Source organism: Pseudomonas sp. PDM04, from assembly GCF_014851765.1.
Lineage (GTDB): Bacteria > Pseudomonadota > Gammaproteobacteria > Pseudomonadales > Pseudomonadaceae > Aquipseudomonas.
This window is the reverse complement of the sequence record NZ_JACVAI010000001.1, coordinates 433,676-458,766: the sequence shown is the minus strand read 5'-3', so window position 1 is coordinate 458,766 and position 25,091 is coordinate 433,676. Positions and strand designations below refer to the sequence as shown.

The 25,091-nt window shown below is 62.2% G+C and carries 25 protein-coding genes; 6 read left to right on the top strand and 19 right to left on the bottom strand.

The window, feature by feature from the left end:
* The first annotated feature begins 34 nt into the window (after window positions 1–34).
* A complete protein-coding gene (locus IB249_RS02125; RefSeq protein WP_192301869.1) occupies window positions 35–1,747 on the top strand; it encodes a putative bifunctional diguanylate cyclase/phosphodiesterase in 1,713 nt (570 codons plus the stop codon).
* Here the strand turns inward: IB249_RS02125 and IB249_RS02120 are convergent.
* A complete protein-coding gene (locus IB249_RS02120; RefSeq protein ID WP_192301868.1) occupies window positions 1,744–2,490 on the bottom strand; it encodes a substrate-binding periplasmic protein in 747 nt (248 codons plus the stop codon). The genes IB249_RS02125 and IB249_RS02120 overlap by 4 nt on opposite strands.
* 144 nt (window positions 2,491–2,634) lie before the next feature.
* Here IB249_RS02120 and dnaX point away from each other — a divergent pair, with 144 nt between their 5' ends.
* The 5 genes from dnaX (at window position 2,635) to IB249_RS02095 (ending at window position 8,435) form a co-directional block, all read left to right on the top strand.
* Window positions 2,635–4,728 carry a DNA polymerase III subunit gamma/tau gene (gene dnaX / locus IB249_RS02115; protein WP_192301867.1) on the top strand — a complete coding sequence of 698 codons (2,094 nt, stop codon included), beginning with the start codon at window positions 2,635–2,637 and terminating at the stop codon, window positions 4,726–4,728.
* 66 nt (window positions 4,729–4,794) lie between these two features.
* Window positions 4,795–5,133, top strand: coding sequence for a YbaB/EbfC family nucleoid-associated protein (locus tag IB249_RS02110; RefSeq protein WP_060539784.1), 339 nt, complete (start codon window positions 4,795–4,797; stop codon window positions 5,131–5,133).
* A gap of 263 nt (window positions 5,134–5,396) precedes the next feature.
* Window positions 5,397–6,431, top strand: coding sequence for an NADP-dependent oxidoreductase (locus IB249_RS02105; protein WP_192301866.1), 1,035 nt, complete (start codon window positions 5,397–5,399; stop codon window positions 6,429–6,431).
* A gap of 65 nt (window positions 6,432–6,496) precedes the next feature.
* Window positions 6,497–7,099: a recombination mediator RecR gene (gene recR, locus IB249_RS02100; RefSeq protein WP_192301865.1), complete on the top strand. Its 603-nt coding sequence runs from the start codon at window positions 6,497–6,499 to the stop codon at window positions 7,097–7,099.
* 187 nt (window positions 7,100–7,286) lie between these two features.
* On the top strand, window positions 7,287–8,435 hold the full coding sequence (locus IB249_RS02095; RefSeq protein ID WP_192301864.1) for an acyl-CoA dehydrogenase family protein: 1,149 nt from the start codon (window positions 7,287–7,289) through the stop codon (window positions 8,433–8,435).
* Window positions 8,436–8,543: 108 nt separating this feature from the next.
* Here the strand turns inward: IB249_RS02095 and IB249_RS02090 are convergent, their stop codons facing one another.
* From IB249_RS02090 to ccoN (IB249_RS02005), 18 genes are all read right to left on the bottom strand, one after another.
* Window positions 8,544–9,092: an adenine phosphoribosyltransferase gene (locus tag IB249_RS02090; RefSeq protein WP_192301863.1), complete on the bottom strand. Its 549-nt coding sequence runs from the start codon at window positions 9,090–9,092 to the stop codon at window positions 8,544–8,546.
* A 77-nt stretch (window positions 9,093–9,169) separates the two neighbouring features.
* A complete protein-coding gene (fnr, locus tag IB249_RS02085; protein WP_192301862.1) occupies window positions 9,170–9,904 on the bottom strand; it encodes a fumarate/nitrate reduction transcriptional regulator Fnr in 735 nt (244 codons plus the stop codon).
* A 274-nt stretch (window positions 9,905–10,178) separates the two neighbouring features.
* On the bottom strand, window positions 10,179–11,561 hold the full coding sequence (hemN, locus tag IB249_RS02080) for an oxygen-independent coproporphyrinogen III oxidase (RefSeq protein ID WP_192302807.1): 1,383 nt from the start codon (window positions 11,559–11,561) through the stop codon (window positions 10,179–10,181).
* A gap of 111 nt (window positions 11,562–11,672) precedes the next feature.
* Complete coding sequence (locus IB249_RS02075; protein WP_192301861.1) at window positions 11,673–12,356, bottom strand: sulfite exporter TauE/SafE family protein; 684 nt, start codon at window positions 12,354–12,356, stop codon at window positions 11,673–11,675.
* Complete coding sequence (gene ccoS, locus IB249_RS02070; RefSeq protein WP_192301860.1) at window positions 12,349–12,567, bottom strand: cbb3-type cytochrome oxidase assembly protein CcoS; 219 nt, start codon at window positions 12,565–12,567, stop codon at window positions 12,349–12,351. Before ccoS ends, IB249_RS02075 begins: the two co-directional genes overlap by 8 nt.
* Window positions 12,568–12,591: 24 nt before the next feature.
* Window positions 12,592–15,042: a heavy metal translocating P-type ATPase gene (locus tag IB249_RS02065; RefSeq protein WP_192301859.1), complete on the bottom strand. Its 2,451-nt coding sequence runs from the start codon at window positions 15,040–15,042 to the stop codon at window positions 12,592–12,594.
* A 112-nt stretch (window positions 15,043–15,154) separates the two neighbouring features.
* Window positions 15,155–15,694, bottom strand: coding sequence for a FixH family protein (locus IB249_RS02060; RefSeq protein ID WP_192301858.1), 540 nt, complete (start codon window positions 15,692–15,694; stop codon window positions 15,155–15,157).
* A gap of 11 nt (window positions 15,695–15,705) precedes the next feature.
* A complete protein-coding gene (gene ccoG, locus IB249_RS02055) occupies window positions 15,706–17,118 on the bottom strand; it encodes a cytochrome c oxidase accessory protein CcoG (RefSeq protein ID WP_192301857.1) in 1,413 nt (470 codons plus the stop codon).
* A gap of 208 nt (window positions 17,119–17,326) precedes the next feature.
* On the bottom strand, window positions 17,327–17,737 hold the full coding sequence (locus IB249_RS02050) for a type II toxin-antitoxin system VapC family toxin (protein WP_192301856.1): 411 nt from the start codon (window positions 17,735–17,737) through the stop codon (window positions 17,327–17,329).
* Complete coding sequence (locus tag IB249_RS02045; protein WP_192301855.1) at window positions 17,737–17,991, bottom strand: type II toxin-antitoxin system Phd/YefM family antitoxin; 255 nt, start codon at window positions 17,989–17,991, stop codon at window positions 17,737–17,739. Before IB249_RS02045 ends, IB249_RS02050 begins: the two co-directional genes overlap by 1 nt.
* A gap of 155 nt (window positions 17,992–18,146) precedes the next feature.
* Window positions 18,147–19,130 (bottom strand): cytochrome-c oxidase, cbb3-type subunit III, encoded by a 984-nt coding sequence (gene ccoP, locus IB249_RS02040; protein WP_192301854.1) that lies wholly within the window; start codon window positions 19,128–19,130, stop codon window positions 18,147–18,149.
* Window positions 19,127–19,312 carry a CcoQ/FixQ family Cbb3-type cytochrome c oxidase assembly chaperone gene (locus IB249_RS02035; RefSeq protein WP_032831505.1) on the bottom strand — a complete coding sequence of 62 codons (186 nt, stop codon included), beginning with the start codon at window positions 19,310–19,312 and terminating at the stop codon, window positions 19,127–19,129. The genes ccoP (IB249_RS02040) and IB249_RS02035 overlap by 4 nt, the downstream gene beginning before the upstream one ends.
* 5 nt (window positions 19,313–19,317) lie before the next feature.
* Window positions 19,318–19,926: a cytochrome-c oxidase, cbb3-type subunit II gene (gene ccoO, locus IB249_RS02030; RefSeq protein WP_192301853.1), complete on the bottom strand. Its 609-nt coding sequence runs from the start codon at window positions 19,924–19,926 to the stop codon at window positions 19,318–19,320.
* Complete coding sequence (gene ccoN, locus IB249_RS02025) at window positions 19,926–21,368, bottom strand: cytochrome-c oxidase, cbb3-type subunit I (RefSeq protein ID WP_192301852.1); 1,443 nt, start codon at window positions 21,366–21,368, stop codon at window positions 19,926–19,928. The genes ccoO (IB249_RS02030) and ccoN (IB249_RS02025) overlap by 1 nt, the downstream gene beginning before the upstream one ends.
* A 484-nt stretch (window positions 21,369–21,852) precedes the next feature.
* Window positions 21,853–22,806 (bottom strand): cytochrome-c oxidase, cbb3-type subunit III, encoded by a 954-nt coding sequence (gene ccoP, locus IB249_RS02020; RefSeq protein ID WP_192301851.1) that lies wholly within the window; start codon window positions 22,804–22,806, stop codon window positions 21,853–21,855.
* Window positions 22,803–23,000, bottom strand: coding sequence for a cbb3-type cytochrome oxidase subunit 3 (locus tag IB249_RS02015; protein WP_192301850.1), 198 nt, complete (start codon window positions 22,998–23,000; stop codon window positions 22,803–22,805). Before IB249_RS02015 ends, ccoP (IB249_RS02020) begins: the two co-directional genes overlap by 4 nt.
* Before the next feature lie 3 nt (window positions 23,001–23,003).
* Complete coding sequence (gene ccoO, locus IB249_RS02010; RefSeq protein WP_192301849.1) at window positions 23,004–23,612, bottom strand: cytochrome-c oxidase, cbb3-type subunit II; 609 nt, start codon at window positions 23,610–23,612, stop codon at window positions 23,004–23,006.
* A gap of 10 nt (window positions 23,613–23,622) precedes the next feature.
* Window positions 23,623–25,047 carry a cytochrome-c oxidase, cbb3-type subunit I gene (gene ccoN, locus IB249_RS02005; RefSeq protein WP_192301848.1) on the bottom strand — a complete coding sequence of 475 codons (1,425 nt, stop codon included), beginning with the start codon at window positions 25,045–25,047 and terminating at the stop codon, window positions 23,623–23,625.
* Window positions 25,048–25,091 lie beyond the last annotated feature (44 nt).

The following is a 25,091-nucleotide window of genomic DNA, read 5'->3' as shown; positions in this document are numbered from 1 at the left end:
GCGGAATCGCCGCTGTCGGCAGTGAGCCTGACTCATGGATGAGAAATACCGCAGGGCCGTGGATGCCGCCGCGATTTTTTCCGAAACCGATCTGACCGGCAGAATCACTTACGTCAACGATCAGTTCTGCGCCTTGTCCGGCTACAGCCGCGATGAACTGCTCGGGCAAAATCATCGTGTGCTCAACTCGGGTTTTCACCCGGCCGAATTCTTCCTGGGCATGTGGCGCACCATTGCGTTGGGTAATGTCTGGAAGGGGGAAATCTGTAATCGCGCCAAGGATGGCAGCCTGTTCTGGGTCGAGAGCACCCTGGTGCCGGTTCTGGACGACGTTACGGGACGGATTCACCGGTACCTGGCGATTCGTTTCGATATCAGTGAAAAGCGCCAGCTGCTGCATTCCCTGCAGTGGCGGGTCGGCCATGACGTGCTGACCGGGCTGCCCAATCGCGCCTTTCTCTCGGATCTGCTTGATCAGGCGCTGGCGTTCTCCCGTCAGGAAAATATCCCGCTGGCCGTTTGCATGCTTGACCTCGACGGCTTCAAGGCCGTCAACGATGGCTACGGGCATGCCAGTGGCGACCTGTTGCTGGTCGAGGTGGCCAGGCGTCTGCGTGACATCGTTCGCGGCGAAGATGTGGTGGCGCGGCTGGCGGGTGACGAGTTCGTGCTGGTGTTGCGTTATGTGCGCGATCTGCCGGAACTGCGCGCCGCACTGAATCGTGTCCTGGGTGCCCTGTCCGCGCCCTATGCGCTGCAGGACAAGGTGCTGACGGTCTGCGCCAGCATCGGCGTCACGCTGTTCCCACACGACAACGAGGATGCCGAAACCTTGCTGCGCCATGCCGATCAGGCGATGTACGTGGCCAAGCAGAGCGGGCGCAATCGCTTTCATTTGTTCGATGTCGGTCGCGACCAGGAGGTCAAGGCGACGCACCAGACCGTCGAGCGGGTGCGCCAGGCGTTGCTCGCCGGTGAGCTGCATTTGTATTACCAGCCCAAAGTCCATATGCGCAGCGGCGAAGTCGTAGGCTTCGAGGCGCTGCTGCGCTGGGAGCACCCGCAAAACGGTACGGTCCGGGCCCGGGAATTCTTGCCGCTGGTGCAGGAGACGGACCTGATCATCGACATCGGCGAGTGGGTGATCGATCAGGTGCTGCTGCAGTTGGACCGCTGGCAAGCCGCCGGCAAACAGTGGCCGATCAGCGTCAACATTGCCGCCCGACACTTCCAGCGCGCGGATTTCGTCGAGCGCCTCGGGCAGTTGCTCGCAAGGCATGCGCAGGTAGCGCCGCAGAGGCTGGACCTGGAAATCGTCGAATCGGTGGCCATCGAAAACATCCAGCACGTCAGCGCTTGCCTGCAAGCCTGTCAGGCGCTCGGGGTGCGGTTTTCACTGGGCGACTTCGGCACCGGTTATTCGTCGCTGAGCTACCTCAAGCGCCTGCGCACGCAGACGATCAAGATCGACAGGTCGTTCATTCGCGACATTCTGCACGACCATGACGACCTGGCCTTGACGACGGCGGTGATTGGCCTGGCCCGGGCGTTTGGCCGGCAGGTGATTGCCGAGGGGCTGGAGAGCATCGAGCACGGTGAGCTGCTGTTGCAATTGGGGTGCGATGTCGCCCAGGGCTATTTCATCGCCCACCCCATGTCGGCGGCTGACGTGCCTGGCTGGGTCGAACGCTTCGTGGTGCCGCCGCAATGGCAGTTGCCGAGGTCAACCGGTAAAACGGATGGCTAGGGGGCTTCCGCTTTACCGACATACAGCCGGATGATGTCGTCGATCTCCCCGGACATCTTCATCCTCAGCAGGGTACGCAGGATGCGCTGCACCGGTACGCCCGGGTCGTTGCGCACGAAGCAGCCAACACTCTGCTCCTGCAACACCGCCACGCCTTGCAGTTGCCGTTCGGCTTGTTGCCGTTGATTGAACCAGTCCAGCGTCCACTGGTTGGTCACGGCGTAGCGATAGCGCCCGGCCAGCAGCTTTTCCAGGGTTTGATCCTGGCTGCGCGCGTCTTCGCGCAGCAGGTGGCCGCTGTCGAACAACGGCTGCAGGGTCGGGTAGCTGTAACCCAGCACCGTGCCGATGGTCTGGTGGGGCAGGTTTTCCGGGACCACGACACCCGGCGGCTCCTGCCGGCTGACCAGCACGTCCGGTTGGGTCCACAGCGGGATGCTCCAGATATAGTCGCCGGACTGGTTGGGCAGCCAGGTCTGCGCGGCATAACAGCGCACATCGACCTCACCACGCTCCATCGCGCCTTGCACCCGCGCCCTGGGCAGCACGTGAAACTCGGCTGGCAGGCCGACCTGGGTGGCGAGGCTGAGCATCGCGTCATACAGGATGCCCTGGGTCGGCTGGCCGCGTTCCAGTTGCACCATCGGCATGGACCAGCTGTCGGGCACCACGAAGCGCAACGGCGCCTCTGTGGCGGCGCTACTCAGACTGATCAACAGCAGTGCCCCCAAGGCCAGCCGCATAGACGCTCCGGTACTGATGAAACCCAAGCCGATAAAAGCCCCAAAGAGTGCATCTTAGCCAGATTAGACGAGCATGCCGGATGCAATTTTGGCCTTGCTCCGCTAGCATTAGCCGCTTCTGTTCCTTGGTTGCGACGGTTTTCGATGAGTTATCAGGTTCTTGCACGTAAATGGCGTCCGCGCTCGTTCCGCGAAATGGTCGGCCAGACCCATGTGCTCAAGGCTCTGATCAATGCCTTGGACAGCCAGCGGCTGCACCACGCCTACCTCTTCACCGGCACGCGCGGGGTCGGCAAGACCACCATTGCGCGGATTATCGCCAAGTGCCTGAACTGTGAAACCGGTATCACTTCCAGCCCGTGTGGCGAGTGCTCGGTTTGCCGGGAGATCGACGAAGGGCGCTTCGTCGACCTGATCGAGATCGACGCCGCGAGCCGCACCAAGGTCGAGGACACCCGCGAACTGCTGGATAACGTGCAGTACGCGCCGAGCCGCGGGCGCTTCAAGGTCTACCTGATCGACGAAGTGCACATGCTGTCCAGCCATTCCTTCAATGCGCTGCTGAAAACCCTCGAAGAGCCGCCGCCCTACGTCAAGTTCATCCTGGCGACCACCGACCCGCAGAAACTTCCTGCAACGATTTTGTCGCGCTGCTTGCAGTTCTCCCTGAAGAACATGACCCCGGAACGCGTGGTCGAGCACCTGACCCATGTGCTGGGCGTGGAGAACGTACCGTTCGAAGACGATGCGCTGTGGCTGCTCGGTCGTGCCGCCGACGGTTCGATGCGCGACGCCATGAGCCTGACCGACCAGGCGATTGCCTTCGGTGAAGGCAAGGTCATGGCCGCCGACGTGCGGGCCATGCTCGGCACGCTCGATCATGGCCAGGTCTACGACGTATTGCATGCGCTGATCGAGGGCGACGCCAAGGCGCTGCTCGAGGGCGTGCGCCACCTGGCCGAACAAGGCCCGGACTGGAACGGTGTGCTCTCGGAAATACTCAACGTGCTGCACCGTGTCGCCATCGCCCAGGCCTTGCCCGAGGGCGTCGACAACGGCCATGGCGACCGCGACCGGGTGCTGGCGCTGGCCCAGGCCCTGCCGGCCGAAGACGTTCAGTTCTACTACCAGATGGGCTTGATCGGTCGCCGCGACCTGCCGCTGGCACCGGATCCGCGTGGCGGTTTTGAAATGGTCCTGCTGCGCATGCTGGCGTTCCGGCCTGCCGATACCGAGGACGCGCCGAGGCAGCCGCTAAAGCCAGTGGGGATCAGCCAGGCCACAGTTGATTCCGCCAAGTCAGTGGCTGCCGCGCCCGTGGTTGCGCCGGTAGTGGCTGCGGCAGTTGCACCGTCGGCCTCGGTGGTCCCAGCCGTTCCTGCCCCGAAACTTGAGCCGGTCCCGGTCCCGGTCCCGGTTGCGCCGGTGGCTGCGCCCGAGCCGGTTGCCGAGCCTGAGCCTGTCGCGGTCGAGGAAGTCGTCGACCTGCCGTGGAACGACCCGGTAGAGCCCGAAGTCGTCCAGCAGCCTGCGGTCGAGCCGGTTCTGGAAACCATCGCTGAACAACCCGAATTGCCGCCGGTCCTGTCGTCGACCCCGGACAGCGTCGTCCCGGATGCTGCCGAGCCGCCTGCTGCGACGATTGCCGAACCGACAGCCGCTGAAGTGGACGCCGCGACACCGGGCTTTGACCTCGATGATGAGCCGCCGCTGGACGAGGACTACATCGAGCCGGACATGGACTCGGCCTACAGCTACCTCGACGACCTGGCCAGCGAGCACACAGCCGAGCCGGCACCCGAGCCTGAGCCCGAACCGGCGGCGATGCCCGCCACGGGGCTGGCCCTGCAGTGGCTGGAGCTGTTCCCGAAACTGCCGATTTCCGGCATGACCGGCAGCATCGCCGCCAACTGCACGCTGATCGCCATCGATGGCGACAATTGGCTGCTGCACCTCGATCCGGCCCACAGCGCGCTGTTCAATGCGACCCAGCAACGCCGTCTCAACGATGCCTTGAACCAGTTCCACGGTCGCACGCTGACCCTGAACATGGAGCTGATCAAACCCGAACAGGAGACCCCGGCCCAGGCGGCGTCCCGACGTCGTGCCGATCGTCAGCGCGAGGCCGAGGAGTCGATCCACGGTGATCCGTTCATCCAGCAGATGATGGCGCAGTTCGGCGCGGTGATCCGTAACGATACTATTGAACCTGTCGAAGCCCTGGTCAGTCAGGGCTAGTAACTGAAGGTGTTCGGCCGGGTGGTCGGGCACCGTTTTTATCCAAGTACATTTGAGGTGATTACCATGATGAAAGGTGGCATGGCCGGCCTGATGAAGCAGGCGCAGCAGATGCAGGAAAAAATGGCCAAGATGCAGGAAGAACTGGCCAACGCCGAAGTCACCGGTAAAGCCGGTGGCGATATGGTCACCGTGGTGATGACCGGTCGTCACGACGTGAAGAGCGTGAGCATCGACCCGAGCCTGGTCGAAGGCCTGAGCGAAGATGACAAGGAGATGCTGGAAGCGGTTGTCGCTGCCGCCGTCAACGACGCCGTGCGCAAGATCGAGGCCAACAGCCAGGAAAAAATGGGCAGCATGACCGCTGGCATGCAATTGCCACCGGGCATGAAACTGCCGTTCTGATTCGCCGAGGCGCATTGGATGAGCGACAAGAAAATGCCAGGCATTATGCCTGGCATTTTTGTTTTTACCTGTGGGCGAACGGCTGACAGTGACAGCGCTTTCGTGAGCGGGCTCGCCCCACATCCGTACGCTGTCACCGCCAGGAACGAGCCTGCTCGCGATGAACTCGGCCGGCTCCTGCGGCAGAAACATCGAACACCCAACCGCCACGAAGGTCTGCTCAACTAATACCGCCAAACTCATCGATCACAGGAGACGCTCACATGCCAGAAGCATTGACCCTCAACCAACGTATCGTCCTGGCGTCCCGTCCGGTGGGCGCGCCGACGCCCGAGAATTTCCGCCTGGAACGGGAAGCGTTGCCGGACCTGGCCGATGGTCAGGTGTTGCTCAAGACCCTTTTTCTGTCGCTGGACCCCTACATGCGTGGTCGCATGAGCGATGCGCCGTCCTACGCCGCGCCGGTGGAAATCGACGAGGTGATGACCGGTGGGGCTGTCAGTCGGGTTGAGCGTTCGTTGAACCCCAAGTTTCATGAAGGCGATCTGGTGGTCGGCGCGACCGGCTGGCAGAGCCACAGCATCAGCGACGGGCGCAACATCATCCCGGTGCCGTCCGGCTTGCCAAGCCCGTCGATGGCATTGGGTGTGCTGGGCATGCCGGGCATGACCGCCTACATGGGCCTGATGGACATTGGCCAACCCCAATCCGGCGAAACCCTGGTGGTGGCGGCGGCCTCCGGTGCGGTCGGTTCGGTGGTCGGCCAGGTGGCGAAAATCAAGGGCTTGCGCGTGGTCGGCGTCGCGGGTGGCGCGGACAAGTGCCGCTACGTGGTCGAGGAACTGGGGTTCGACGCCTGCATCGATCACCGCAGCGCGGATTTCGCCAGTGAACTGGCGCTGGCGTGTCCAAAGGGCGTCGACATCTATTACGAGAATGTGGGGGGCAAGGTGTTCGATGCGGTTGTGCCGTTGCTCAACCCAAAGGCGCGCATTCCCCTGTGCGGCCTGATCGCCTCCTACAACGCCAGTGAAGCGCCGTCCGGCCCGGATCGCTTGCCGTTGCTGCAGCGCACTCTGCTGACCAAGCGGGTGCGTATCCAGGGCTTCATCGTGTTCGATGACTACGGTGACCGTCAGCCGGAGTTCATCAGCGCCATGGCACCCTGGGTGCGCGATGGCAAGGTGAAGTTCCGTGAGGATGTGGTCGACGGTCTTGAGAATGCCCCCGAGGCGTTCATCGGTCTGCTGGAAGGGCGCAACTTCGGCAAACTGGTGGTGCGGGTCGCACGGGACTGAGCATTTGACGCTGGCCAGAGGCGCGGGTATAAACCGCGTCTCGTCGTTTTGTCGGACTTTTCTTCATGAGCTTCAGCCCTTTGATTCGCCAACTGATCGATGCCCTGCGAATTTTGCCTGGCGTGGGTCAGAAAACCGCCCAGCGCATGGCGTTGCAGTTGCTCGAGCGTGATCGCAGCGGCGGCGCGCGCCTGGCATCGGCCTTGAGCCAGGCCATGGAAGGGGTGGGGCACTGCCGGTTGTGTCGCACGCTGACCGAAGACGACCTGTGCCCGCAGTGTGCCGACACCCGTCGCGACGACACCCTGCTGTGCGTGGTGGAAGGCCCGATGGACGTGTACGCGGTGGAGCAGACCGGTTTCCGTGGTCGTTATTTCGTGCTCAAGGGCCACCTGTCGCCGCTTGATGGGCTCGGTCCGGAAGCCATCGGGATTCCCCAGTTACTGGCGCGGATCGACGAGGCGGGCACGTTCACCGAAGTCATTCTCGCGACCAATCCGACCGTCGAGGGTGAAGCCACCGCGCATTACATCGCTCAGTTGCTCTCCAGCAAAGGCCTGATCGCTTCGCGCATCGCCCACGGTGTGCCCTTGGGCGGGGAGCTGGAACTGGTGGATGGCGGGACGCTGGCGCATTCGTTTGCGGGGCGTAAGCCGATCTCCCTGTAGTTCTGTGGTGTTGCTGCTGACGTCATCGCGAGCAGGCTCGCTCCCACATTGGTCTGGTGTGTAGTCCCTTGTGGGAGCGAGCCTGCTCGCGATGCGGGCAACCCGATTCATCTGATCCACACAATCCTGTTGAAAACCAAGCAAGCGCTCGGTTAACTTCGCTGGACCTCTCCCGCGGAGTTTGCCGATGCCTGCCTTCCAGGAATACTTCGACCCCAGCCACCAATTGGTCCGTGACAGCGTCAGACGTTTCGTCGAACGCGAGATTCTTCCAGACATTGATCAATGGGAAGAAGCCGAAAGTTTCCCCCGTGAGCTGTACCTCAAGGCCGGTGCGGCGGGAATTCTCGGTATCGGCTACCCGGAACGTTTTGGTGGCAGCCATGAAGGCGACCTGTTTGCCAAGGTCGCCGCCAGCGAGGAGTTGATGCGCTGCGGCTCGGGTGGCCTGGTGGCGGGGCTGGGCTCGCTGGACATCGGCCTGCCGCCGATTCTCAAATGGGCTCGACCCGAGCTCCGCGACCGGATCGTGCCGCAGGTGTTGGCCGGCGAGAAGATCAGCGCCCTGGCCGTCACCGAACCCGGCGGTGGGTCCGACGTTGCCAACCTGCACACCCGCGCCGTGCGTGACGGCGATGTCTACCGGGTCAGCGGCAGCAAGACGTTCATCACCAGTGGCGTGCGTGCCGACGTCTACACGGTGGCGGTGCGCACCGGTGAGCCAGGTTTCGCCGGCATCAGCCTGTTGTTGATCGAGAAGGGCACCCCCGGCTTCACCGTGGGGCGATCACTGAAGAAAATGGGCTGGTGGGCCTCGGACACGGCGGAGTTGTTCTTCGACGATTGCCGAGTGCCCGTGGGCCACCTGATCGGTGGCGAGAACATGGGCTTTGCCTGCATCATGGGTAACTTCCAGAGCGAGCGCCTGGCCCTGGCGCTGATGGCCAACATGACCGCTCAGTTGGCGCTGGAGGAGAGCCTGAAATGGGCGCGTCAGCGCGAAGCGTTCGGCAAACCCATCGGCAAGTTCCAGGTGATCAAGCACCGCCTCGCGGAGATGGCCACGGCCCTGGAGGTCTCAAGGGAGTTCACCTACCGGCAGGCGGCAAAAATGGCAGCGGGGCAGAGTGTGATCAAGGAAATTTCCATGGCCAAGAATTTTGCCACCGACACGGCTGATCGCATCACCAGTGATGCCGTGCAGATCCTCGGCGGCCTGGGTTACATGCGCGAGAGCCTGGTGGAGCGGCTGTACCGGGACAACCGGATTCTTTCGATTGGCGGGGGGACACGGGAAGTGATGAACGAGATCATCAGCAAGCAGATGGGGCTGTAGGCTTGGGGTGTTGCAATCGCGAGCAGGCTCGCTCCCACATGGATGTGTGGTGTTTACACCGTTTCTGTGGGAGCGGGCTTGTCCGCGAAGGCGCCGGCGGGCGCCGCGTTACTTGTCAGTCAACGCAAACTGCGTCAGACAAAACGTCGCAATTCCCATGTCTTCCAGGCGCTGTGACCCACCCAGCTCCGGCAGGTCGATGATCGCCGCCGCTTCGTGAACCCGTGCGCCCATGCGCCGAATCAGGCTGGCTGCCGCGATCAGGGTGCCACCGGTGGCGATGAGGTCATCGAACATCACCACCGAATCGCCCTCGCACAGGCTGTCGGCGTGCACTTCCAGGAAGGCTTCGCCGTATTCGGTCGCGTAACCTTCCGCCAGTACGTCCGCCGGCAGCTTGCCTTGTTTGCGAAACAGCACCAGCGGCTTGTTCAACTGGTAGGCCAATACCGAACCGATCAGGAAACCACGGGCGTCCATGGCGCCGATGTGGGTGAAGTCGGCTTCGACGTATCGGTGGGCGAAGGTGTCCATCACCATGCGCAGGGCGGTGGGGGACTGGAACAGCGGGGTGATGTCGCGAAAAATGACGCCCGGTTTCGGGAAGTCGATGACCGGGCGGATCAGGGATTTGATGTCGAAGGAGTCGAAGACCATCGTCGAGGTGTCCTGGCAGGCTGCAAACGTCGCAGTATAACGACGGCTGAACCGTTTGGCTCAGCCGCCTTGTTGCATCAGCCTTCGAGCGAGCCGCCAGCGAGTGCGCAGAGCTGGATCGGGTCAAGGATATGGATTTCCTTGCCTTCGGCGGCGATCAGTTCGTTCGCCTGGAAGCGCGTGAACACCCGCGACACGGTTTCCACCGCCAGGCCCAGGTAGTTGCCGATTTCGTTGCGCGACATGCTCAGGCGGAACTGGTTGGCCGAGAAGCCACGGGCCCGGAAGCGCGCCGACAGGTTGACGAGGAAGGTGGCGATGCGTTCGTCGGCGGTTTTTTTCGACAGCAGCAACATCATCTGTTGATCGTCGCGAATCTCGCGGCTCATCACCCGCATCAGTTGACGGCGCAGTTGCGGCAGTTGCAGCGCCAGTTCGTCCAGGCGTTCGAACGGAATTTCGCAGACCGAGGTGGTTTCCAGCGCCTGCGCCGACACCGGGTGCTTTTCCGTGTCCATGCCCGACAGCCCGACCAGCTCGCTCGGCAGGTGGAAACCGGTGAGCTGTTCTTCACCGCCATCGCTCAGGCTGAACGTTTTCAACGCGCCGGAGCGAACTGCATAAACGCAATCGAAGTTGTCGCCCTGGCGGAACAGGAATTCGCCTTTTTTCAGCGGGCGGCCACGTTTAACGATTTCGTCCAGCGCATCCATGTCTTCCAGATTCAGAGAAAGTGGTAAACAGAGGGGAGCCAGGCTGCAATCCTTGCAATGGGCCTGGTTGTGAGCGCGCAGTTTTACTGGCTCGGACATTTCTTGAATCCTTGTGGGAAATCACACATAGGACGTAAGGGTAACCCAACGGAACTCGTTGAGGCCAGCGGTGTGCCGAATTGTCACATCGCGGTCAAGGGTGGCCGGTGTTGCCGGATAAACAGGCATCAGGCCAAACTCAGCGCGCTGCAAGCCGCCATCACCGCGCTCGATGGCGGGTTGATCACCGACAACCTGTCCCTGTCCAAGACCATGAGCCAGGTCAGCCCGACCCCCGAACACGTGTTGAAACCGCCGCCCTGGCGATCAAGCGTTAGATCACCCGGGAAAAGCGCTGACGATTCTGCTGATCCAGGTACGCGTCGAACACCATGCACACTGAACGCACCAGTAAGCGTCCGGCGGGCAGTACCGTGATGCGTTCATCGCTCAATTCAATCAGCCCGTCCCGGGCCATACCCTGCAATTGCGGCCACAACGGGCCGAAGTAACCGCGGAAGTCGAGGTTGAACGCCTGTTCGATCGCAGCGAATTCCAGCTCGAAACTGCAAATCAGTTGCTGGATCACGGCGCGGCGCACCCGGTCATCGCGGGTGCACAGCAGGCCGCGATTGGTGGCCAGTTGCGCAGAGGCCAGGCTGCTCTGGTACTGGTTCAGGTCGCTGCTGTTCTGGCAGTACAGATCGCCGATCTGGCTGATCGCCGACACCCCGAGGCCAATCAGGTCGCAATGACCGTGGGTGGTGTAGCCCTGGAAATTGCGCTGCAGGGTCGACTCTTCCTGGGCAATCGCCAGTTCGTCGTCGGGCAGGGCGAAGTGGTCCATGCCGATGTAGCGGTAGCCGGCTTGCGTCAGTTGTTCGATGGTCTGCTGGAGCATTTCCAGTTTCTGGGCCGGAGTGGGCAACTCATCGCCGTTGATCCGGCGTTGCGGCATGAAGCGCTCTGGCAGGTGCGCGTAGTTGAACACCGACAACCGATCCGGCTGCAGGTGGATGACTTCCTCGACCGTGCGGGCGAAATGTTCGGGCGTCTGCCTGGGCAGTCCGTAGATCAGGTCGATGTTGATCGAGCGAAATTGCAGGGTGCGCGCCGCCTCGATCACCGCACGGGTTTCATCCAGGCTTTGCAGGCGATTGACCGCCCGTTGCACGGCGGGATCGAGGTCCTGCAAGCCGATGCTGACCCGATTGAACCCCAGTTCACGCAGCAGGCCCATGGTCGACCAGTCGGCCTCCCGTGGGTCGATCTCGATGCCGTAGTCGCCGCTGTCGTCGTCCAGCAAATTGAAGCTCTTGCGCAGTTGGGCCATCAGTTGGCGCAATTCGTCGTGGCTGAGGAAGGTCGGCGTACCGCCGCCGAAGTGCAGTTGCTCGACTTTCTGCGCGGGGTCGAGGTGGCAGGCGATCAACTGGATTTCCTGCTCCAGGCGTTGCAGATAGGGCAGGGCGCGACCGCGATCCTTGGTGATGACCTTGTTGCAGGCGCAGTAGTAGCAAATGTTTGCGCAGAACGGGATGTGCACGTACAGCGACAACGGGCGCAGGGCCTTGCGGCTTTCGCGCAGCGCGTGGAACAGGTCGAAGGTGCCGACGGTCCCGTCGAACTGTACAGCGGTCGGGTAGGAGGTGTAGCGCGGTCCCGCCAGGTCGTAACGGCGGATCAGGTCGGTGTCCCAACGAACATCGTCGAGCATCATGCGGGCATTCCCCGGATAGGCTAGCGGTGTTGCGAGTCTATGGGGTGCGGCGTTGGGGCATCTTGATTTGCATCAACGCTCAGGATCAGAGCCGTCTGCGGGAGCTGGCTAGTGTCCCATCAGCCAATGCTGATGCGGCCCCGGCAGGGTCCAGACACCGAACAGGATCACCAGCAGGCCACCGGTCATGCGTACGCTGCGCTTGCGCAGCAGCGCCGTGACCCGTTCCGCGGCCAGGCCGGTGGCCAGCAGCACCGGCCAGGTGCCGAGGCCGAACGCGAGCATCAGCAGCGCGCTGTCCAGCGCATTGCCCTGGCTCGCCGACCACAGCAGCGTGCTGTAAACCAGCCCGCACGGCAGCCAGCCCCACAGGGCGCCCAGCAGCAAGGCGCGGGGCAGGCTCGACACCGGCAGCAGTTTGTTCGCCACGGGCTGGATATGCCGCCACAGGCCGCGCCCGAGGCTCTCGATGCGGGTCAGGCCGCTCCACCAGCCGGCCAGGTACAGGCCCATGGCGATCAGCAACAACCCGGCGAGGCCCCGCATGAACGTGGCGGCCGGGCTGTTCGCCAGCGCCCAGCCCGCGAGGCCGATCAGCAGGCCGGCTATTGCGTAGCTGAGGATTCGCCCGAGGTTGTACGCCAGCAGCAGGCGAAAGCGCCGGCTGCGTTGTTCCCTTGGAATGGCCAGGGTCAACGCGCCCATCAGGCCGCCGCACATGCCCAGGCAATGACCGCCGCCCAACAGGCCAAGAATCACCGCCGACACCAGCAGGGGGGCCAGTTCAAGCATGCGGTGGCGCCTTGTCGTCCGGCTTGCCGGACTGGCGGCTGGCTTCGTCGACCGCTGCGGTGTGGTTCGGGTCCTGGTCATCGAACAGGATGCTGTGGGCCGGGCCGTCGAGGTCGTCGTACTGACCGCTGTCGACCGCCCAGAAGAAGATGTAGATCGCGATGGCGACGATCAGCAGCGCCGCCGGGATCATCACGTAGAGAGCTGGCATGGTGAGGCTCCATGCCCGCGCGGCTCAGGCCGGCAGCGGGCGGGTTTCTGGGGTGGCGCTGACGGCCGCCGTACGTGGCAGGCGGGTCAGGCGCAGGGCGTTCAGCACCACGACCAACGAACTGATGGACATGCCGACCGCCGCCCACACGGGCGTGATCCAGCCGACGGCAGCGAACGGCAACATGAGCCCATTGTACAGCGTGGCCCAGGCCAGGTTCTCGACGATGATCTTCCGGGTGCGACGGGCCAGACCGAAGGCTTGCACCAGGGCGTCGAGGCGGTTCGAGAGCAACACGGCGTCGGCACTGGTTTTCGCCAGGTCGGTGGCCGACCCCATGGCCACACTGATGTCGGCGGCGGCCAGCACCGGAACATCGTTGACCCCGTCGCCGAGCATCAGCACTTTGCGGCCTTCCTGGTGCAGCTGTTGCAGGACCTGCAATTTGTCGTCCGGACGCAAGCCGCCACGGGCCTCGTCGATGCCCAGTTCGGCGGCGACACTGGCGACCATCGGCGAGCTGTCGCCGGACAGCAGCAGCGTGCGCCAACCGCGAGCCTTGCACGCCTTGATCAGTGCCGGCGCGTCTTCACGCAAGCGGTCGTCGAGGACGAACCACGCCAGCGGTCCACGGGCGTCGCCCAACAGCAGCCATTGGCCGGCTTCTTCGGGCATCGACGGTGTGATGGCGCCACTGAGTTCGCAGACGAAACCCGGTTGGCCAATGCGCAGTCGCTGCCCTGCGACCACGCCTTCCAGGCCCAGTCCCGGGGTGCTGTGGACTTCCTCGGCAGCCAGTGGGGCGCGACCGAAGGCACGGGCAATCGGGTGTTCGGAGCGGTTTTCCAGGGCAGCGGCGAGGCCCAAGCATAGATCGCTGCTCACGGCGGCGAGCGGGCGAATCGAGCGCAGTGCCAGACGACCTTCGGTCAGTGTGCCGGTCTTGTCGAAGATCACCGTGTCGATCTGGTTCAGGCCTTCGAGCACATGGCCACGGGTCAGCAGCAGGCCGAGTTTGTGCAAGGTGCCGGTGGCCGCGGTGAGTGCGGTGGGGGTGGCGAGGGACAAGGCACAGGGGCACGTCGCAACGACCATCGCCAGGACGATCCAGAAGGCGCGCGAGGCATCCAGCTCCCACCAGACCAGGCCGATGATCGCCGAGGCAATCAGCGACACCAGCAGGAACCACTGTGCGGCGCGGTCGGCGATTTCCGCCAGTCGCGGTTTTTCCGACTGGGCGCGGTCCAGCAGGCGGACGATTGCGGACAGCCGGGTGTCATGGCCCAGCGCAAGGACTTCCACTGTCAGCGCACCTTCAACGTTCAACGTGCCGGCGGTGACCGCATCCCCCGGGGCGCGCGGTTGCGGCAGGTATTCACCGGTCAGCAGGGATTCGTCGATGCTCGACTGGCCGTCGAGGATCCGGCCGTCGGCGGGGAGAACGGCGCCCGGGTGCACCAGCACCCGATCGCCGACACGCAGTTCGTTGAGCAGGATGCGCTCGCTCTGCCCGTCGGCACCCAGGCGCAGGCACGAGGCGGGCAGCAGGTTGACCAGTTGTGCAGTGGCGGCGGCGGTGCGCTCCCGGGCGCGTCGCTCCAGATAGCGCCCGGCCAGCAGGAACAGGGCAAACATGCCGACCGTATCGAAATACAGTTCGCCCACGCCGGTGATCGAGGTCCAGATCCCGGCGATGTAGGCACAGCCAATCGCCAGCGACACCGAGACGTCCATGGTCAGGTGGCGCGTGCGCAGATCGCGCATCGCCCCCTTGAAGAACGGCGCACAGCTGTAGAAGACGATGGGTGTGGTCAGGAACAGCGCGACCCAGCGCAGGATGGTGTGCAGCTCGGGGCTGAGGTCGATATTGAATTCCGGCCAGGTGGCCATGGTCGCCATCATTGCCTGGAACCACAGCAACCCGGCCACACCGAGTTGGCGCAGGGCCAGGCGGTTCTCGCTGGCCAGTTGTTCGCTGGCGCGGTCCGGCTGGTAAGGATGGGCGGCGTAGCCGATCTGGCGTAATTCGCCGAGCATCTGGCTCAGCGGCAACTGTCCATCGGCCCAGCGCACGTGCAGGCGATGATTGGACAGGTTCAGGCGCGCTTCCGCCACCGCCGGCAAGCCGCGCAGGTGTTTCTCGATCAGCCAGCCGCACGCCGCGCAACTGATGCCTTCCATCAACAGCGTGGTCTCGGCCAGTTCACCGTCGTGGCGAACGAACGGCTTCTGCACGTCGGCGCGGTCGTACAGCGCCAGTTCATCGACCAGTTGCACCGGCAAGGCTTCGGGGTTGGCCGAGGCTTCGCTGCGATGCTGGTAATAGCTTTCCAGCCCCCCGGCCACAATGGCCTGGGCCACGGCCTGGCAACCGGGGCAGCAGAACTCGCGGGTCTCACCGAGCACGACGGCGGTGAAACGGCTGCCGGCCGGTACGGGCAGGGCGCAGTGGTAGCAGGGGAGTTGGGTGGTCATGGGGCGGAGTCTACATCGTCCGGTTGGGCCTCATCGCGAGCAGGCTCGCTCCCACAGTGCAGTGGGAGTCCTGTGGGAGCGAGCCTGCTCGCGATGCGCGAAGCGCAGTTTTTTACTTCTTCAGGTCTTCCGCACCCTGCAAGGGTTCGTCACCGAGCAACAGGTCCTTGTCATGGCTGACCAGTTCTTCTTCGAACATGCGCCAGATATGGTCGTCCTGGGTACCCAGCAATTCGACGAACCGACGGCCTTCGACCTTGTCGCTCAGCTGGCCGATGTAGCGGCCCTGTTCGGTTTCACTGCGGGTGAGGGTGATCTTGCGGTCCTTGTCCGGCTGGGTCGGCGAGATCAGGTTCAGTTCCAGGGATTTGGGCTGGCTGTTGCCGCTCAGGCGCAGGTCGACTTCGCCGGTCACCTCGTCCAGGTGAACACTGGCGCGCAGTTGCAGGGTTTGCGCCAGCAGTTCACGGTCCAGTGAGCGGTTGATGCCTTTGCCTGCCTCGTAGTAGTTGTCGTTGACCAGGTTGTCCGGGTTGTTCACCGCAATCGTCACCATGGACAGGGTCAGCGTCACCGAGCAGGCGAGGATGGCAATGATGATCCACGGCCAAAGGTGCTTGTACCAGGGACTTGCGGCGTTTACTGCAGGCATGATGACTTCTCTCAACGAATTTGTGGGCCGATGAATCGGCTCTTGGCTTCAACGTGAATGCTCTCGTCATCGGCGTCCTTGAGGATGAATTTCACCTCGTTGGTGCTCGATGGCAGTTTTTCCGGGGCCATGGACAGCTCCACCGGCTGGCTGACGATGTCACCCGCGACGACCTTGATCTCGCGCCGACCCTGCAACTTGAGATCCGGCAAGCCGCTGGCTTCGAGGACGTAGGTGTGGTCACGCTGGTCCTTGTTCATGATCTTCAGGCTGTAGACGTTTTCGATCCGGCCCTCGGCGTTCTCGCGGTAGAGGACGCGGTCCTTGCTGACGTCGAAGCCCACCAGTGAACGGGTGGCGAACGCGGCGACCAGCAGGCCGATCATGACCAGCAGCACCGTGGCATAGCCGATCAGGCGTGGCCGCAGCTTGTGGGTTTTCTGCCCCGACAGGTTGTGCTCGGTGGTGTAGCTGATCAGGCCCCGCGGGTAGTCCATTTTGTCCATGATGGCGTCGCAGGCATCGATGCAGGCCGCGCAGCCCACGCATTCGACCTGCAGGCCGTCGCGGATGTCGATACCGGTCGGGCAGACCTGGACGCACATCGTGCAGTCGATGCAATCGCCCAGCCCCTGGGCCTTGTAGTCGGCGCCTTTCTTGCGCGGTCCACGGCTTTCGCCACGGCGCGGGTCGTAGGAGATGATCAGGGTGTCCTTGTCGAACATCACGCTCTGGAAGCGCGCATACGGACACATGTAGATGCACACCTGTTCACGCAGCCAACCTGCGTTGCCGTAGGTGGCGAGGGTGAAGAAGCCGACCCAGAAATAGGACCAGCCATCGGCCTCGCCCGTGAAGAAGTCCACGACCAGTTCGCGAATCGGCGAGAAGTAGCCGACGAACGTCATGCCGGTGACGAATCCGATCAGGATCCACAGGGCATGCTTGGTGAACTTGCGCAGGAACTTGTTGGCGCTCATGGGCATTTTGTCGAGTTTGATCCGCTGGTTGCGGTCGCCCTCGGTGACCTTTTCACACCACATGAAAATCCAGGTCCAGACGAATTGCGGGCAGGAATAGCCGCACCAGACCCGACCGGCATAGACGGTGATGAAGAACAGGCCAAAGGCACTGACGATCAGGATTCCGGACAGCAGGATGAAGTCCTGGGGCCAGAAGGTGGCGCCGAAGATGAAGAATTTGCGTTCCGGCAAATTCCACCAGACCGCCTGGTGACCGGCCCAGTTCAGCCAGACCGTGCCGAAGTACAGGAGGAACAGGAACGCGCCACCGATGATGCGCAGGTTGCGGAACAGGCCGGTAAAGGCGCGGTTGTAGATTTTTTCTCGAGAGGCATAAAGGTCGACGCTTTTGTCCCCTTTTGCGGGTGGCGTAACGTCGTGTACCGGAATCTGGTTGCTCATCGGTTGCATCCCACGGCAGTGGAGAAATGCCCCGGTCAGTACGTGCCGACCGCGGTCAAAATAGGGGTGTTGCAATGGCGCAATGATACCCCTGTAGCTCTATCACAAGGGTGCGACCATTGGTCACGTTGGTGGAAATGAACTGACAGTGTAATGACCTGAATCAATTGACTGGTGAAATTATGGACGGTTTTGCCAGTGTTGGCGGTCAGTTGGCCCACGGGTTGATCAATGCCACGCCACTGGATTGAAAGTCGCCGACGTTGCGCGTGACCACGGTCAGGCCGTGAACCAGTGCCGTGGCGGCAATCAATGCGTCGGCTTCGTTGGCACGGTCGGGTACGTGCAGGCTGGCACAACGAAGGGCCACGGCAGCGTCGACCGGCAGGATTCGGGCGTCGAATGCCGGCAGGACGTGGCGCTTGAGCCAGGTGCGCAGGATCTTTCCCTGTACAGGATCGCGACGCTCCATGCGTAAAACGCCGGTCTCCAGTTCCTTCAAGGTAATCGCCGAGATGAACATTCGCGGCGCGACGATGCTTTTGGCCCAGGCGACGACATTGGCATCAGCCTGGGGTTTGCGCAGTTCAGAGATCACGTTGGTGTCGAGCAGGAACATCAGGACAGATCCACGGGGCGGTGGGAGATCACGGTGCGCTCGGTTTCGAACTCGATGTCCGCCGCTTCCGGCATGACCAGAAGATCGACGATGTCGGCGTTGAGGCCGGTCAGTTTCTGGTACTCCTCAATGCTTAGCAGTACATGAGCCGGTTTGCCTCGATCGGTGATGAAAACCGGACCCTGGCGCGTGGCTTTTTTGGCACCACTTGTGTCCTGGTTGAATTCGCGGCTGGAAATGGTAGTGATGGCCATCAAGGGCAAGCCTCCCGAGTGTCTATGTAGAAACGTTACTACCTGGCTTCGGGGCTCGCAACACCGCCGCAGCAGTGCGCGACCGCCGGTTGTTTTCAGCGGATAAAAAAAGGCCCCGCTGGATAGCGGGGCCTTTTTTACAACCGACGTTCGACTTACTGAGCGTCTTGCGCCGGAGCCTTCTCGCCGTGAGACAGGCTGTAGACGTAAGCGGCCAGCAGGTGGACCTTGTCGTTCCCTTGCAGCTGTTCCTGCGCAGGCATCTGACCCTGACGGCCGTAACGGATGGTCTGCTGCAGTTGAGCGAAGCTCGAGCCGTAGATGAACGCGCCCGGGTGGGTCAGGTCAGGTGCGCCCATGGCCGGCGTGCCTTTGCCTTGCGGGCCGTGGCAGGCCACGCAGTTGGCAGCGAACAGTTTCTGGCCGGCAACCGGGTCAGCCTTGGTGCCTTCCGGCAGCTTGCGGCCATCGAGGCTGGTCAGCACGAATGCCGCGACATCCGCCACGCCTTGCTCACCGATCACTTCAGCCCAGGCCGGCATCACCGCGTGACGTCCGCCCATGATGGTGGTCTTGATGGTTTCCGGCTCGCCGCCCCAGCGCCAGTCGGCGTCGGTCAGGTTCGGGAAACCGTAGGCGCCCTTGGCGTCGGAACCGTGGCAAACCGAGCAGTTGGAGGCGAACAGGCGGCCACCCATCTTCAGGGCCTGCGGATCCTTGGCCACTTCTTCGATCGGCATGGAGGCGAATTTGGCGAAGATCGGCCCAAACTTGGCGTCCGATTTGGCCATTTCCTTTTCCCACTCGTGAACGCCGGTCCAGCCGGTCTGGCCGTTGGCGAACGCGGTCTGCTTTTCGTTATCCAGGTAGTTGTAACCCGGCAGCAGGCCTTTCCAGTTGCCCAGGCCCGGGTACAGCACCAGGTAGCCCAGGGCGAAAACGATGGTGCCCACGAACAGCATGAACCACCATTTCGGCAGCGGGTTGTCGTACTCCTCGATCCCGTCGAAAGAGTGGCCGACGGTCTCTTCGGTCTGCTCGGCGCGCTGGCCCTTGCGGGTGGACAGCAGCAGCCAGGTCAGGGAAAAGATCGTGCCGAGACTGAGGACTGTGACATACAGACTCCAGAATGTAGTCATTCTTTGTTACTCCTAGAAGCTTGCTCGACGTGCTTGATGGCTTCGGGATCATCCGCGAAAGGCAGCAGGGTCGCGTCTTCAAACTCCGACTTGCGCTTGGGGCTGAACACCCACAGGGCCAAACCTACGAAGGCCACCATCACGACGACGGTGCCCAGGCCACGAATCATCCCGATATCCATCCAGATCACCGTTTGCTTTTGATGATGGTGCCCAGGCCTTGCAGATAGGCCACCAGCGCGTCCATTTCGGTCTTGCCCTTCACGGCTTCCTGGGCACCGGCGATGTCTTCGTCGGTGTAAGGGACGCCGAGCGTACGCAGGACTTCCATTTTCTTCGCGGTGTCCTTGCCGTCGAGCTTGTTTTCCACGAGGAACGGGTAGGCCGGCATTTTCGACTCGGGCACCACGTTGCGCGGGTTGTACAGGTGCGCACGTTGCCAGTCATCGGAGTAACGACCGCCGACACGGGCCAGGTCCGGACCGGTACGCTTGGAACCCCACAGGAACGGGTGGTCCCAGACGCTTTCACCGGCGACCGAGTAGTGGCCGTAACGTTCGGTTTCAGCACGGAACGGGCGGATCATCTGCGAGTGGCAGCCGACACAACCGTTGGCGATGTAGATGTCGCGGCCTTCCAGTTCAAGGGCGGTGCGTGGCTTCATGCCTTCGACCGGCTTGTTGGTGACGTCCTGGAAAAACAGCGGAACGATCTGGGTCAGGCCGCCGACGCTGACGGCGATAACCATGAAGAAGGCCAGCAGGCCAATGTTCTTCTCGACTGCTTCATGCTTCATCAGTGAGCTCCAACTACAGCAATCTGTTCGGCGGCTTTGGCTTCAACCGGGTTCGAGGCACGTACGGTACGGAAAACGTTGTAGGCCATGAACAGCATGCCGGTGGCGAAGAACGCACCACCCAGGGCGCGAACGATGAAACCAGGGTGGCTGGCTTGCAACGCTTCGACGAACGAGTAGGTGAGGGTGCCGTCATCGTTGATTGCACGCCACATCAGACCCTGGGTAATGCCGTTGACCCACATCGAGGCGATGTACAGCACGGTACCGATGGTCGCGAGCCAGAAGTGCGCGTTGATCAGGCCAACGCTGTGCATCTGTGTGCGGCCGAACAGTTTCGGAATCATGTGGTAGATGGCGCCGATCGAGATCATCGCTACCCAGCCGAGTGCCCCGGCGTGTACGTGGCCGATTGTCCAGTCGGTGTAGTGCGACAGTGAGTTGACGGTCTTGATCGCCATCATCGGACCTTCGAAGGTCGACATGCCGTAGAACGCCAGCGACACCACGAGGAAGCGCAGGATCGGGTCGGTGCGCAGCTTATGCCAGGCGCCCGACAGGGTCATCATGCCGTTGATCATGCCGCCCCAGCTCGGGGCCAGCAGGATGATCGACATCGCCATGCCCAGCGATTGTGCCCAGTCCGGCAGCGCGGTGTAGTGCAGGTGGTGCGGGCCGGCCCAGATGTACAGGGTAATCAGTGCCCAGAAGTGCACGATCGACAGGCGATAGGAATAGATCGGACGTTCGGCCTGCTTCGGCACGAAGTAGTACATCATCCCCAGGAAGCCGGTGGTCAGGAAGAAGCCCACGGCGTTGTGGCCGTACCACCACTGGATCATCGCGTCGGTCGCACCGGAGTAGGCCGAGTAGGACTTGAAGAAGCTGACCGGCAGGGAGGCATGGTTGACGATGTGCAGCATGGCCGTCACGACGATGAAGGCACCGTAGAACCAGTTACCCACATAGATGTGCTTGGTGTTGCGCTTGGTGATGGTGCCGAAGAACACCAGACCGTAGGTCACCCAGACAATGGCCAGCAGAATAGCCAGAGGCCATTCCAGTTCCGCGTATTCCTTGGTGGTGGTGTAACCCAGCGGCAAGGTAATGATCGCGCCGACGATCACCGCTTGCCATCCCCAGAAGGTGAAGGCAGCCAGGCTGTCGGAAATCAGTCGCGTTTGGCAGGTTCGCTGCACGACGTAGTAAGAAGTGGCAAACAATGCACAACCACCGAAGGCGAAAATCACCAGGTTGGTGTGCAGCGGGCGTAAGCGTCCAAAAGTCGTCCACGGCAGACCGAAGTTCAATTCCGGCCATACGAGCTGTGAGGCGATGAAGACACCGAGCCCCATGCCAAGGATCCCCCAGACCACCGTCATGATGGCGAACTGGCGGACTACCTTATAGTTATAAGCAGTCGGACTGATTGCTGTGCTCATTCTAAGGTTCCACGGTTTGGGTGTTTTATTAGGAGTAAAAATCGGTCGCAAGTATGGAGAAAGCGGGGGGTCATTGCAACGCGCCATGACCTGGGTCAATGCTTTCAACCGCTGATTCTGCGGCCTTTCCATGCGCCACGTAGGGTTAAAAATACCCCACGACAAAATGTCGTTGCGAACGAGAGTGGGGCGGGGATCGGGTCGTGTGTAACGAGGTGTGTTCAAACGCAACGAAAAGGGGATCGGGGGCAGGTGGCGCGACAGCCGGTATCTACCAGCCTTTGCGGCCTGTCATCGCCTGGATTCGTCGCACACATCGGTTGGGTCGACCTGGAGCCGGCACTTGCCATCGCGTGTCGCAGGAAGCTTAGACCCGAATCCGGGGAACCGAAAGGAGGACGGGAGGAGGGGTGCGACAATGAGTCGCAAAAGGGGCGGGGAACTGCCGCATTCGGAAAAAATGCGGCAGTAGAGCGGTCAGGAATTATTCGCTTTTGCCTTCAGCCTGCAAACGCTCTTTATTCACACCGTGGGACAGGCTGTACACGTAAGCGGCCAGCAGTTGCACCTTGTCGTTGCCGAGCAGTTCGTTCTGCGCCGGCATATGACCCTGGCGGCCATGGCGAATGGTCTGTTGCAGTTGCGCCAGGCTGGTGCCGTAGATGAAACCGGCCGGTTGCGTCAGGTTCGGCGCGCCCATGGCTTCAGTGCCCTGGCCGTTCGCACCGTGACAGGCTACGCACGTGGTGCTGAACGCTTGCTGTCCGGCTTGCAGGTCGGCAGTGTCGTCAGCCGGCAATGGCAGGCCGGCCAAGTCATGACGCACGTAGGCGGCAACGTTTTTCACACCGGCTTCACCGAGAATCTCACCCCAAGCCGGCATCGCCGCGATGCGTCCGCCCAGGATGGTGGTCTTGATGGTGTCGGCGTTACCGCCCCAGCGCCAGACACTGTCGGTCAGGTTCGGGAAGCCGAAGGCGCCCTTGGCGTCGGAGCCGTGGCACACGGCGCAGTTGGAGGCAAACAGGCGGCCGCCCATTTTCAGCGCTTGCGGGTCCTTGGCCACTTCTTCCACGGGCATGGCGGCGAATTTGGCGAAGATTGGCCCAAACTTGGCGTCTGCCTTGGTCATCTCCTTTTCCCATTCGTTGGCGCCCGTCCAACCGTTCTCATAGCCCGGCAGGATACCTTTCCAGTTGCCCAGGCCCGGGTAAAGGATCAGGTAGCCGACGGAAAACACCAGCGTGCCGGCGAACAGCATGAACCACCACTGCGGCAGCGGATTGTCATACTCCTCGATGCCGTCGAAGCTGTGGCCCATGGTCTGGTCGACACTGCCCTTGGTTTCGCCCCTGCGGGTGCCGATCAGCAGCCAGGTCAGGCCGATCAGGCTGCCGATGGTCAGTACGCAGATCCACGTACTCCAGAAGGTGGTCATGACCGGGTACTCCTTGTGACAGTTTCTTGGGTGCTATCAGGTTGTGGCTCATCGGCGAACGGCAGCAGGCGCGCTTCGGCGAATTCCGGATTGCGCTTGCCGTTGAACACCCACAGCGTCAGGCCGACGAAGGCCACGAACACCACGACCGTGCCCAGGCCGCGGATCAGGCCAGTACTCATTTCCAGGTCCATGGCTCACCTCTTGCTCTTGATGGCAGTGCCGAGCACTTGCAGGTAGGCGACCAGCGCGTCCATCTCCGACTTGCCCTTGAGCGACTCGGTCGCGCCGGCAATGTCGGCGTCGGTGTAAGGCACGCCGAGGGTGCGCATGGCCTTGATCTTCGCTTCGGTGTGGCTGCTGTCGAGCTGATTGGCCACCAGCCATGGGTAGGCGGGCATCTTCGACTCAGGCACGACGTTGCGCGGGTTGTACAGGTGCGCGCGGTGCCAGTCATCGGAGTAGCGGGCGCCGACCCGGGCCAGGTCCGGACCGGTACGCTTGGAGCCCCACAGGAACGGGTGGTCCCAGACGCTTTCACCGGCGACCGAGTAGTGACCGTAGCGTTCGGTTTCGGCGCGGAACGGACGGATCATCTGCGAGTGGCAACCGACGCAACCTTCGCGGATGTAGATGTCGCGGCCTTCCAGTTGCAGTGCGGTGTAGGGCTTCATGCCTTCGACCGGTTTGTTGGTCACGTCCTGGAAGAACAGCGGGACGATCTGGGTCAGGCCGCCGATGCTCACGGCGAACACCATCAGCAGCATCAGCAGGCCGACGTTCTTTTCAATCGTTTCGTGTTTCATGGTGGACTCCTCAGGCCATTTGCGCGGCAGCAACGACGTCAGCAGGCTGCGAGGCCCGCACGGTGCGCCAGGTGTTGTAAGCCATCAGGAACATGCCGCTGAGGAAGATCGCACCGCCCACCAGTCGCACGATGAAGCCTGGGTGGCTGGCCACCAGGGTTTCGACGAAGGAGTAAGTCAGCGTGCCGTCTTCGTTGACTGCGCGCCACATCAGGCCCTGGGCAATGCCGTTGACCCACATCGAGGCGATGTACAGCACGGTGCCGATGGTCGCCAGCCAGAAGTGCGCGTTGATCAGGCCGAGGCTGTGCATCTGCTCGCGACCGAAGACTTTGGGAATCATGTGGTACAGCGCACCGATGGAGATCATGGCCACCCAGCCGAGTGCCCCGGCGTGTACGTGGCCGATGGTCCAGTCGGTGTAGTGGGAGAGGGCGTTGACGGTCTTGATCGCCATCATCGGACCTTCGAAGGTCGACATGCCGTAGAACGCCAGCGACACAACGAGGAAGCGCAGGATCGGGTCGCTGCGCAACTTATGCCAGGCCCCCGACAGGGTCATCATGCCGTTGATCATCCCGCCCCAGCTCGGTGCCAGCAGAATCAGCGACATCACCATGCCCAGCGACTGCGCCCAGTCCGGCAGCGCGGTGTAGTGCAGGTGGTGCGGGCCGGCCCAGATGTAGAGGGTGATCAGTGCCCAGAAGTGCACGATCGACAGGCGATAGGAATACACCGGACGCTCGGCCTGTTTCGGCACGAAGTAGTACATCATCCCCAGGAAGCCGGCGGTCAGGAAGAAGCCCACGGCGTTGTGGCCGTACCACCACTGCACCATGGCATCGGTTGCACCGGCATACAGCGAGTAGGACTTGGTGAGGCTCACCGGCAACTCAAGGTTGTTGACGATGTGCAGGATGGCCACGGTGAGGATGAACCCGCCGAAGAACCAGTTACCGACATAGATGTGCTTGGTGTTGCGCTTCATGATCGTGCCGAAGAACACGATGGCGTAGGCAACCCAGACGATGGTGATCAGGATGTCGATCGGCCATTCCAGTTCGGCGTATTCCTTGGAACTGGTGTAGCCCAGTGGCAGGCTGATCGCCGCCAGCAGGATCACCAGTTGCCAGCCCCAAAAGCAGAATGCGGCGATTTTCGGCGCAAACAGTTGTGTCTGGCAGGTGCGCTGCACCGAATAGAACGAACTGGCGAACAGGGCGCAGCCGCCGAAGGCGAAGATCACCGCGTTGGTGTGCAGTGGGCGCAAACGCCCGAAACTGGTCCACGGCAAGTTGAAGTTGAGTTCGGGCCAGACCAATTGAGCCGCGAGAAAAACCCCGAGCCCCATGCCGACGATGCCCCACACCACCGTCATAATGGCGAATTGGCGGACCACCTTGTAGTTGTAGGCGGTACTGATAGAAGTGTTCATGGTTCCCCATCCACGGTTCAGCCCAAGGAAAGACGTTCGCGCAA

Coding starts and splice junctions, on each gene's coding strand:
- IB249_RS02125 (WP_192301869.1), top strand. CDS start 35: ATGGATGAGAAATACCGCAGGGCCGTGGATGCCGCCGCGATTTTTTCC.
- IB249_RS02120 (WP_192301868.1), bottom strand. CDS start 2,490: ATGCGGCTGGCCTTGGGGGCACTGCTGTTGATCAGTCTGAGTAGCGCC.
- dnaX (WP_192301867.1), top strand. CDS start 2,635: ATGAGTTATCAGGTTCTTGCACGTAAATGGCGTCCGCGCTCGTTCCGC.
- IB249_RS02110 (WP_060539784.1), top strand. CDS start 4,795: ATGATGAAAGGTGGCATGGCCGGCCTGATGAAGCAGGCGCAGCAGATG.
- IB249_RS02105 (WP_192301866.1), top strand. CDS start 5,397: ATGCCAGAAGCATTGACCCTCAACCAACGTATCGTCCTGGCGTCCCGT.
- recR (WP_192301865.1), top strand. CDS start 6,497: ATGAGCTTCAGCCCTTTGATTCGCCAACTGATCGATGCCCTGCGAATT.
- IB249_RS02095 (WP_192301864.1), top strand. CDS start 7,287: ATGCCTGCCTTCCAGGAATACTTCGACCCCAGCCACCAATTGGTCCGT.
- IB249_RS02090 (WP_192301863.1), bottom strand. CDS start 9,092: ATGGTCTTCGACTCCTTCGACATCAAATCCCTGATCCGCCCGGTCATC.
- fnr (WP_192301862.1), bottom strand. CDS start 9,904: ATGTCCGAGCCAGTAAAACTGCGCGCTCACAACCAGGCCCATTGCAAG.
- hemN (WP_192302807.1), bottom strand. CDS start 11,561: ATGCTCGACGATGTTCGTTGGGACACCGACCTGATCCGCCGTTACGAC.
- IB249_RS02075 (WP_192301861.1), bottom strand. CDS start 12,356: ATGCTTGAACTGGCCCCCCTGCTGGTGTCGGCGGTGATTCTTGGCCTG.
- ccoS (WP_192301860.1), bottom strand. CDS start 12,567: ATGCCAGCTCTCTACGTGATGATCCCGGCGGCGCTGCTGATCGTCGCC.
- IB249_RS02065 (WP_192301859.1), bottom strand. CDS start 15,042: ATGACCACCCAACTCCCCTGCTACCACTGCGCCCTGCCCGTACCGGCC.
- IB249_RS02060 (WP_192301858.1), bottom strand. CDS start 15,694: ATGCCTGCAGTAAACGCCGCAAGTCCCTGGTACAAGCACCTTTGGCCG.
- ccoG (WP_192301857.1), bottom strand. CDS start 17,118: ATGAGCAACCAGATTCCGGTACACGACGTTACGCCACCCGCAAAAGGG.
- IB249_RS02050 (WP_192301856.1), bottom strand. CDS start 17,737: ATGTTCCTGCTCGACACCAACGTGATCTCTGAACTGCGCAAACCCCAG.
- IB249_RS02045 (WP_192301855.1), bottom strand. CDS start 17,991: ATGGCCATCACTACCATTTCCAGCCGCGAATTCAACCAGGACACAAGT.
- ccoP (WP_192301854.1), bottom strand. CDS start 19,130: ATGACTACATTCTGGAGTCTGTATGTCACAGTCCTCAGTCTCGGCACG.
- IB249_RS02035 (WP_032831505.1), bottom strand. CDS start 19,312: ATGGATATCGGGATGATTCGTGGCCTGGGCACCGTCGTCGTGATGGTG.
- ccoO (WP_192301853.1), bottom strand. CDS start 19,926: ATGAAGCATGAAGCAGTCGAGAAGAACATTGGCCTGCTGGCCTTCTTC.
- ccoN (WP_192301852.1), bottom strand. CDS start 21,368: ATGAGCACAGCAATCAGTCCGACTGCTTATAACTATAAGGTAGTCCGC.
- ccoP (WP_192301851.1), bottom strand. CDS start 22,806: ATGACCACCTTCTGGAGTACGTGGATCTGCGTACTGACCATCGGCAGC.
- IB249_RS02015 (WP_192301850.1), bottom strand. CDS start 23,000: ATGGACCTGGAAATGAGTACTGGCCTGATCCGCGGCCTGGGCACGGTC.
- ccoO (WP_192301849.1), bottom strand. CDS start 23,612: ATGAAACACGAAACGATTGAAAAGAACGTCGGCCTGCTGATGCTGCTG.
- ccoN (WP_192301848.1), bottom strand. CDS start 25,047: ATGAACACTTCTATCAGTACCGCCTACAACTACAAGGTGGTCCGCCAA.